Origin of the sequence: Ruminococcus sp. (genome assembly GCF_017650195.1) — a bacterium.
In the GTDB taxonomy this organism is placed as follows: Bacteria; Bacillota; Clostridia; order Oscillospirales; family Ruminococcaceae; genus Ruminococcus.
The window spans coordinates 1-8,711 of sequence record NZ_JAGCFH010000160.1 but is presented as its reverse complement, the minus strand read 5'-3'; the positions used below and the strand labels follow the sequence as shown (position 1 = coordinate 8,711).

Sequence of the window (8,711 nt, the reverse complement as noted above, 5' to 3'; positions counted from 1 at the left end):
TTCTTGTGGTCATCCACGGGAACAGCGAGTAGTGCTGGAACACTACCCCTCGTTCTGTACCTGTGCCGTGAAGCTCCTTGCCGTCTATCTGAACAGAGCCGCCTGCCGGAGCATAAAGCCCTTCAAGTACGCTGAGAAGCGTTGACTTTCCGCAGCCGCTGGCTCCGATAACGCTGACGAACTCTCCCCTTCCCACGCCGAAGGATACGTCGTGGAGAGCGTTGAAGGTCTGCTTGTTCTCGATATAGTTTACGGTAAGGTCCTTTATCTCAATCTTATTCGTAGTCATCAAAATGCTCCTTTAACGATTTGTAAATGTCATCGGAGTTTTCAGATAATATGCTTTCAAGCGCGTTCTTATAGATATCTGTATTGTAGTAGGGCTCGATATCATAATCATTCGTATATCCTAGCTCAATGATAGTATCTTTAAGTGTGAGAGTACCCTGCTTGTCAGGATCGGGGCTTGAAACGCTGTATCCGCCGTAGACCTCTGTGTCTATGAACTCCTCGTCGATGTCGATGTACTTCTTTACGTCCTTAATGGTCTTGTCGTGGTCGGACTGTGTGAAGTGGTAAGCCTTTATGAACGCACGTTCAAGTGCGGTATATGTATTGGGATTGCTGCTGAGAGCAGATGTCTTTGCGACCTGACGGCAGCAGGGCTGATTCTCAAGAGCCTTTTCATGTGCGCAGTAGTATACTACCTTGTAGCCCTGTGACTTTGCAAGCGAAGCGTAGGGTGAATATACGGAAGCTGCGTCGATGGTGCTGTTGAGAAGTGCTGCATAAGCGTCCTTCTGGCTGTCAAAGTAAACTATATTCACCTTGTCTGCACCCTCACCTATTTCTATGTGAGCGTTTTTCAGAAGAATCTGTAGTTCCGCGTCCTGAACGCTGTTCTTTACGGAGGCAACGTTCCTGCCCTTGAGTATCTCAACTCCCAGCTCGTCCTTATCGGCATATTCTGACTTGATAACATAGCCGTGACCGTTTGTCATTGCGCCTCCGAAGATAGAAACATCATGTCCCTGACTCTGGAATGTAAGTGTAGGAACCGAGCCGATGAAGGCAACGTCAAGCTTGTCGGATTCAAGTCCGTTCACCAGCTCTGCTGCGCTGGAGAACTGTGTAAGTGTTACTTTAAGTCCCTCGTCCTTGAAATAGCCCTCCTCCTGTGCAACGAATGCAAGGAGATGTGCTGTGGAGTTGAGGTAGCCGATATTTATATCAGTCTTTTCAGGCTTGCCGAGAACCTCTGTGGCACTGTCGCCGCAGCAGTCTGCCGGCTCATTGCAGCAGTCCTTGTCTCCGTCCTTGCAGCAGTCTTTTTCCTCTGAGGCTTTTTCCTCAGCCTCATTGAAGGTGGGTACCTCTGTGGATTCAGTTTTTTCGTTTGAGGAGCTGTTGAAGGCTCCGCAGCCTGTGAGCAGCGATAAAGCTGCTATAGCAGAAACAAATTTTATCTTATTATTCATATTTATCACCTTTCAAATCATCATAATTCTTTTCATATCATCAGTTGTTTTGTTCCGGATATCCTCAGCGACATCGCATTCGCTCCGAATTGACAATGTATCTGATGTTCTTCATGTTCTTTTCACTCCTTGTTTTTCTCTGTGAACTAATCATACCATACCTATAGGCTTTTGTCCAATATAGAATAATTATTGTCGATTATAGGAAAAGGTTATTGCAGGAGCCACTTGCAGTAGTGTCCGAATACTCTACTGAAAAGCCTGTATACTTGACATTCCTGCCCTGTTATGGTATAATTCAATAGCAGTCAGACAACTGCAATACATTTATATTATTAAAGGAGATTGTTGTTTGAAAAACAATAACAGACCTGAGATAGTAGCGTAAACGGAAGGTTTGCGAATACTATCCCACACAAACCTCCCGTGTCCGGTCAACTATTTCAGGAGGAAAAAATAATGAAAAATAATGACTATATCATACGCAAAGAAACAGAAAAAGACTACCGCGAGGTTGAGAATCTTGCCCGTGAAGCGTTCTGGAACATGAACAAGCCCGGCTGCGACGAGCACTTTTTCATTCATACTCTACGTTCGCACAAGGACTTTATTCCAGAACTCAGCTTCGTTATCGAGCATGAAGGAAGAATCATCGGCTCTGTCATGTACACAAAGAGCCGTCTTATCGACGAGAAAGGCAATGAAAAGCAGATCGTTACAATGGGTCCGCTGTGCGTAATGCCGGAATATCAGCGAAATGGCTTCGGAAAGTCTCTGCTTGAGCACACCTTCAGGCTCGCAGCTGATATGGGATACGATACCATCATCAACTTCGGCAACCCCGATAACTACGTTGCAAGGGGCTACAAGAGTTGCCGCAAGTACAACGTGTGCTTTGAGGGTAATATATTCCCTGCCGCTCTGCTTGTAAAGGTGCTGAAGGAAGGCGCACTCGATGGCAGAAAATGGTTCTATCACCCAAGTGACGCCGATCATCCCTGCGAGGATACGAAAGCTCTAGAAAGATTTGATGCACTGTTCCCGCCTAAAGTTAAAGGTTGGCAGCCTAGTCAGGAGGAGTTCTATATCCACAGCCATTCTGTCATAAACCGCGAATAATGATATCAGATACATCCGATCTTAGGGTCGGATGTATTTTTCCTTGACTAAGTATAGCTTCCAGAGTATAATTATATTGAACTTTATACAAGGGAGGATATTTTATGGAACTTGAAGCGGAATATGCACGGAACAGAACTTCTTTGAAGAAGATAAAGAATCAGGATACCAAATGCTTTATTGTATACGCTTTAAACCTTATAGTAATATTATTCATGGTCTTTTCTTTCGTAATGACAGGCAAATTCTTATATCTGATAATAGGTTCAATAACAATATGTACATCTGTTTCAGGTTTTTTCAGCGTATATAAGAAAAGCACTCCTCTTGCAATAATTTCAGCTTCATTGATGGCAGCTGAGATTGTTCTGTTATTTATTGATTGGGGTTTTTCATTGATACCTCTTTTTGGCTTCGGAGTACTATTGTATTATGCTGTTATAAATGTTATAAACTGCAATAAATATGAATGGCTCAGTCAGCAGGATGGCTTTCCTCATTTTGAGATCCAGCAGAAAATGTATGAAATAGAAAAGGCTCAGTGGGATATAAAGGACCCTTACACAAAGAGAAAAGAAGATATCGAGAAAAGGAACTCAGGCTCGGACAATATGAAGAGCCTGTGATATAGGATACACCAACAAAGAAAAAGGCTTCGTGTTAAAACGAAGCCTTTTTCTCAAATGGAGAGAAATATATAAGTAATGGATCTTATATCATTTTTTTATCTGCCCGTAATAAGCGTTCGCTCCGTGCTTGCGGAAGAAATGCTTATTAAGCAGTCTTTGTGGCATTACAGGTGTATCCGGACGAAGGGTCTTTGTTATCCAAGCCATTGCAGAAAGTTCTTCAAGAACTACCGAGTTATGAACAGCCTCCATGCAGTCCTTTCCCCATACAAACGGACCGTGATTAGCTACGAGAGCCGCAGGTATATTCTTATAGTCAGGACAGCATTCAACGATGACCCTGCCTGTTTCGAGCTCATAATCACCGTTTACCTCTTCATCGGTCATTTCTCTTGTACAGGGTATCTCGCCGTAGAAATAATCGCCGTGTGTAGTTCCGAATGCAGGGATACCCATGCAAGCCTGTGCAAAGGAAGTCGCATATCTGCTGTGGGTATGGACTACTCCACATACTCCCTCAAATTTTCTGTATATCTCAAGGTGGGTAGGAGTATCACTTGAAGGTGAAAGCTCACCCTCTACCTTTTTTCCGTCGATAGTCAGCAAGACTATGTCATCGGCAGTCATTGAATCATATTCAACACCGCTGGGCTTTATAGCGATAAGACCAGTTTCGCGATCATATTCGCTAACGTTACCCCATGTGAACGTAACTAGCCCGTACTTTGGAAGAAGAAGGTTTGCTTTAAGAACACGTTCTTTAAGTGCCTTAACGTCCATAGATCACATCTCCGATCATAATATCGCGTTCAAGCTTCTCCTTGGTTGTGTCCTTGTTTATAACTACAAGCTCTATACCCATGATACGTGCGAAATCTCTTACAGTCTCGTCGGATATATCATAAGAGAGCACTGTATGATGAGCTCCTCCTGCGATTATCCAGCATTCAAGTCCTTCAAGGAAGGAAGGTGCTGGTCTCCACATAGTTCTTGCAACAGGGAGATTAGGCATTGACTGGAAAGGCTTCTCACACTCGACATCCTGCTGGATAAGTCTGAATCTTCCGCCGATATCTATAAGCGATAACGCCTTTGCAGAACCCGCTCTGCCCTCGAATACTATTCTTGCAGGAGCGTCCTTACCGCCTATTCCGAGATGATGCACCTCTATACGCGGTCTGTCTGCCGCAATAGACGGGCAAACTTCGAGCATGTGCGAGCCGAGTATGAGCTCGTGCTTATAATCGTAAGTATAATCCTCCATGAATGAGGTGTTTCCATCGGGATACATAGCCTTGACTATAGCTGTCATACCTGCTGTTTTCCAGTCGCCCTCAGCACCGAAGCCGTAGCCTTTATGCATAAGGTGCTGTGTTGCAAGTCCGGGAAGCTGCTTCATACCGTGAAGATCCTCAAATGTATTCGAGAAAGCCTTTGCTCCCTCGCGTACAAGTATCTTCTCAATAGCTATCTCCTCACGTGCCTGATATCTTATAGTATCCTCATCAGCTTTATTGTAATCGTAAAGCTCTGCATACTCCTTAATCAATGCATCTATCTCGGAGTCTGTAACAGCGTTCATTATCTCAACAAGGTCGCCTACAGCAAATGTGTTGACCTGCCAGCCAAGCTTGAGCTGTGCTTCGATCTTATCGCCCTCTGTTACTGCAACCTCGCGCATATTATCACCGAAACGAACAATTTTCAGGCTGCGACTGAACATAACGCCTACAGCTGCACGCTGCCACTCAGCAATCTTTGCCTGGACCTCAGGATCCTGCCAATGTCCTGCAACTACAGCTCTCGGCATACGCAGACGAGCCCCAATGAAACCATGCTCCCTGTCGCCGTGCGCCGACTGGTGAAGATTCATGTAATCCATGTCGATAGCTTCATTGGGTATAGTCTCGTTGAACTGCGTGTGAAAGTGAAGCCAAGGCTTTTGTAAGATTGCAAGTCCATTTATCCACATTTTGGAAGGTGAGAAGGTATGGCAGAAGGTTATGATTCCTGCACACTCCTCATCATAGTTTGCTTCTCTGATGATCTTTTCTATCTCGGATTCTGTCTTAACCGTGAGCTTATACTCAACAGGGAAAGGAAGCTTGAGTCCGTCAACTATCTTCTTTGAGTCCTCCTCGACCTGACGGAGAGTTTTCTCGCCGTAAAGGAACTGTGAACCCGTAATAAACCAGAATTTCATACTGTATCTGTCCTTTCTGTTATTCGGCAGCCGCAGCTCTTACAGCTGAAAGCCCCGAGAGATATTTTTTCATGTAAGAGCTGATGCCGTCAATATCTTCCTTTTTAGGTGATACGGTATTGCCCTTCATATCTGCGAATACTTTTCCGTTAAGGTAATCCACAAGCGTTTCACCGCTGGCCCTATTCACCATATACGCGGCAAGAAGGGCTATGCCCCATGCGCCGCCTTCTCCTGCGGTCTGCATCAGCGTAACATCTGCGCCAAGTGCAGCCGCAAGGAAGTTCTGGCTTGGGAAAGGCGTTTTAAAAAATCCGCCGTGTGCAAAGATGCGTTCAAGCTTAACGTGTTCCTGCTCGGTAAGTATATCCATGCCTGCTTTCAGTGAAGCGACGCAGGAATATACAAGGCTCCTTGCAAGATTCCTTATATTGAAGTCCGAATCGGGACTGCGCATGAGCAGTGGTCTTCCGTCCTTTATACCTGTAACAGGTTCACCTGCATAATAATTGTAGGAAATTATACCGTCACAGTCTGGGTCGCCAGCTGCTGCAAGAGAATAAAGCATATCATACAGCTTTCCCTTTGGCATATCGTTTCCTGCTTCCCTGAGCAAACTGCCAAACATACCGAACCATGCATCGAGGTCGGAGGTGCAGCTGTTGCAATGTACCATAGCCACAGGAGCTCCGCAGGGAGTTGTTACTATATCTATCTCGCGGTGTACCGCAGAGAGCTTATCTTCAAGCACTATCATTGAGAATATTGACGTTCCTGCCGAAACATTTCCGGTTCGCGGAGTAATACTGTTTGTGGCTGCCATGCCAGTCTGTGCGTCGCCCTCAGGCGGACAGAATGGTACTCCTGCACAAAATGTCCCTGTAGGATCAAGGAGCCTTGCTCCCTCAGCCGTAAGTCTTCCTGCACATTCTCCTGCTGAAACAATCTTTGGAAGCAGTTCCGAAACCTCAGAGCGAAGCTCTGTTCCTGCCGCAAGCTCGTCAAATTTTGTGAGCATAGCTGCATCATAATCGCATACTGCAGGGTCTATCGGAAATATTCCAGAAGCATCTCCTGCGCCGATGACCTTTTCACCAGTGAGAATATAGTGTACATAGCCTGCAAGGGTGGTCATAAAAGCAAGCCTGCCTATATGAGGCTCGTTGTTCAGAACAGCCTGATAAAGGTGAGCTATGCTCCAACGCTGAGGTATATTGAACTCAAACGCTTCTGTAAGCCTGTCAGCTGCCTCCTCTGTCATGGTATTACGCCATGTCCTAAACGGAACTAGCTGCTGATCATTTTCATCAAATACGAGGTATCCGTGCATCATCGCCGATATACCCATACCAGCAGCCCTTTCGAGCTTCACATTGTATTTGGTCTCAACATTTTTCATAAGATTGGCAAAGCAGTCCTGGAGACCTGCTCTGACACTTTCCAATGAATATGTCCATACTCCGTCAGCTAGCTCGTTCTGCCAGTCGTGAACTCCTGCCGCAAGTGGTGCGTGATCCTCACCAATAAGGACCGCCTTGATACGAGTTGAACCGAACTCGATACCAATAACCGCTTTTCCGTTTTTTATCTGTTCTGCACCGCTCATGTTTTAACTCCTTTTGCTTCCGCAGACTTTGCCGCTGAAAGGTTTGCTTTCTTGCGGCGGGCAATGATTATACTCTGAACGACGAGGAATATACAAAGCATAGAAGCGTTTGTGATTCCCGTCCACCATGCCTGATAAAGACCTGCTGATGATACGATATTCTGAATGAGAGCTAGTGAAAGTACACCAAACAATGTACCTATTATGTTTCCGACGCCTCCCGTAAGCATTGTTCCGCCGATTATCGATGACGCGATAGCGTTCATCTCAGCTCCCGAAGCATTCGATGCCGAACCGCAGCCTACGTGCATAAAATAAACAAATCCACCAATTCCACCTAAGATGCCACACATGAGATATGCAAGGAAGGTTGATCTCTTAACATTTATTCCAAGCATAAGTGCGCTCTGCTTATTGCCGCCAACTGCATAAAAGCTTCTTCCTGTCTTTGTCCATTTCAGGAAAAGGAATAGCGCGGCAACTATAATAAGTGCGATTACAACGCCAATCTCTATATAAGCATCTATATAATCGCCCCTTTTGTTGTATGATCCCATACCTGGGATAATTATCCTTGTCTCCTTGAGCTTTACGAACGCTTCGTTCTGAACATTGAATGGTGCCGTATTGACAATCGTCGTCATGCCTCTTGCAAAGAACATTCCTGCAAGCGTTACTATGAACGGCTGTATGTCAAGATAAGCTACAAGCAGACCCTGTACAAGTCCGAAGGCAAGTCCGATACCGAGAGATATCATTATCGCTCCGGAAACGCTGCCGCCGTGCATATCAAGATAAACGGCCGAGCACATACTCACAAGTGCTGTCAGTCCGCCAAGAGATATGTCGATACCGCCTGTTATCATAACAAGAGTCATTCCGCAGGCAAGTATAATAAGTGCGGCATTTGCGTTGAGAATATTGAAAAAAGTCTGTGCTTTCAGAAAACCGGCACCATATCTGAATATCGCAAATACGTACATCAGTATGAATACGATGATAGTAATGGACATGAGAAGATTGGAATCCGATAATCCTCCTATAAGGCTCCGGCTTTTTTTACCGGAAGTCATATCCTTCTGCGGCATATATTATTCCTCCATTCCACGTCCGCGTTATCAGCCCTTGCTCTCTGCCTTGGCAGGGGCGCGCAGCTTCCTGAAAACGGCTGCTGTCTTTTCTCTTACTATCGGTGCGCTCAGTATAACAAGCAGTATTACTACTACTGCCTTGTAGGCGGGAAGAGCGTCCGACTGCACCTGAAATTTGTAAAGCGTTGTGGTAAGGAACTGTATAACATAAGCTCCGAGTATCGACGCGGATATTTTGAATTTACCGCCGCTGAGAGAATTTCCGCCAAGAGCTACCGCAAGGATAGCGTCCATTTCTATATCCTTCGCAACAACGGAATAGTTTATGGTAGAAAGTCTGCTGACCTTTATGAAGCCTGCCACCGCTACGCATAATCCGAGTATCACATAAGTCATGAATTTTATGAGCGCCGGATTCAGACCGTTGAGGCGCGAGGTCTTTTCATTGATTCCCACCGACTGCACATAAAGCCCGAGGTTAGTGAATTTCAGTGCGAGCCATGTTGCTATGAAGCACAGCACCGCGATGAAAAACGGAGTAGGTATCGGTATTCCCGGTATGTATCCTCCGAAGAAGGCAAATGT

At 45.5% G+C, this 8,711-nt stretch carries 8 protein-coding genes and 1 pseudogene; 2 read left to right on the top strand and 7 right to left on the bottom strand.

Annotation, left to right across the window (positions count from 1 at the left end; genetic code table 11):
- Positions 1 to 289, bottom strand: a 289-nt coding sequence (locus J6U00_RS07495) for an ATP-binding cassette domain-containing protein (RefSeq protein WP_296580671.1), incomplete at its 3' end; no start/stop codon positions are given.
- The gene (locus J6U00_RS07490) at positions 276 to 1,478 is read right to left on the bottom strand and encodes an ABC transporter substrate-binding protein (protein WP_296580668.1); all 1,203 of its coding nucleotides are present in this window, start codon (positions 1,476 to 1,478) and stop codon (positions 276 to 278) included. The genes J6U00_RS07490 and J6U00_RS07495, both read right to left, overlap by 14 nt.
- Positions 1,479 to 1,937: 459 nt before the next feature.
- Here J6U00_RS07490 and J6U00_RS07485 point away from each other — a divergent pair, with 459 nt between their 5' ends.
- A complete protein-coding gene (locus J6U00_RS07485) occupies positions 1,938 to 2,597 on the top strand; it encodes an N-acetyltransferase (RefSeq protein ID WP_296580665.1) in 660 nt (219 codons plus the stop codon).
- A gap of 104 nt (positions 2,598 to 2,701) precedes the next feature.
- Positions 2,702 to 3,223 carry a hypothetical protein gene (locus J6U00_RS07480; protein ID WP_296580662.1) on the top strand — a complete coding sequence of 174 codons (522 nt, stop codon included), beginning with the start codon at positions 2,702 to 2,704 and terminating at the stop codon, positions 3,221 to 3,223.
- Positions 3,224 to 3,313: 90 nt separating this feature from the next.
- Here the strand turns inward: J6U00_RS07480 and J6U00_RS07475 are convergent, their stop codons facing one another.
- From J6U00_RS07475 to J6U00_RS07455, 5 genes and pseudogenes are all read right to left on the bottom strand, one after another.
- Entirely contained in the window at positions 3,314 to 4,006 is a 693-nt protein-coding gene (locus J6U00_RS07475; protein WP_296580660.1) for an L-ribulose-5-phosphate 4-epimerase, read from the bottom strand.
- Entirely contained in the window at positions 3,996 to 5,429 is a 1,434-nt protein-coding gene (gene araA / locus J6U00_RS07470) for an L-arabinose isomerase (RefSeq protein WP_296580658.1), read from the bottom strand. Before araA ends, J6U00_RS07475 begins: the two co-directional genes overlap by 11 nt.
- 19 nt (positions 5,430 to 5,448) lie before the next feature.
- A complete protein-coding gene (locus J6U00_RS07465; RefSeq protein ID WP_296580657.1) occupies positions 5,449 to 7,035 on the bottom strand; it encodes an FGGY-family carbohydrate kinase in 1,587 nt (528 codons plus the stop codon).
- Entirely contained in the window at positions 7,032 to 8,123 is a 1,092-nt protein-coding gene (locus J6U00_RS07460) for a sugar ABC transporter permease YjfF (RefSeq protein ID WP_296580654.1), read from the bottom strand. The genes J6U00_RS07465 and J6U00_RS07460 overlap by 4 nt, the downstream gene beginning before the upstream one ends.
- Before the next feature lie 30 nt (positions 8,124 to 8,153).
- Positions 8,154 to 8,711: pseudogene (locus tag J6U00_RS07455) on the bottom strand (ABC transporter permease); the annotation flags it as partial.

Coding starts and splice junctions, on each gene's coding strand:
- J6U00_RS07490 (WP_296580668.1), bottom strand. CDS start 1,478: ATGAATAATAAGATAAAATTTGTTTCTGCTATAGCAGCTTTATCGCTG.
- J6U00_RS07480 (WP_296580662.1), top strand. CDS start 2,702: ATGGAACTTGAAGCGGAATATGCACGGAACAGAACTTCTTTGAAGAAG.
- J6U00_RS07460 (WP_296580654.1), bottom strand. CDS start 8,123: ATGCCGCAGAAGGATATGACTTCCGGTAAAAAAAGCCGGAGCCTTATA.
- J6U00_RS07475 (WP_296580660.1), bottom strand. CDS start 4,006: ATGGACGTTAAGGCACTTAAAGAACGTGTTCTTAAAGCAAACCTTCTT.
- J6U00_RS07465 (WP_296580657.1), bottom strand. CDS start 7,035: ATGAGCGGTGCAGAACAGATAAAAAACGGAAAAGCGGTTATTGGTATC.
- J6U00_RS07485 (WP_296580665.1), top strand. CDS start 1,938: ATGAAAAATAATGACTATATCATACGCAAAGAAACAGAAAAAGACTAC.
- araA (WP_296580658.1), bottom strand. CDS start 5,429: ATGAAATTCTGGTTTATTACGGGTTCACAGTTCCTTTACGGCGAGAAA.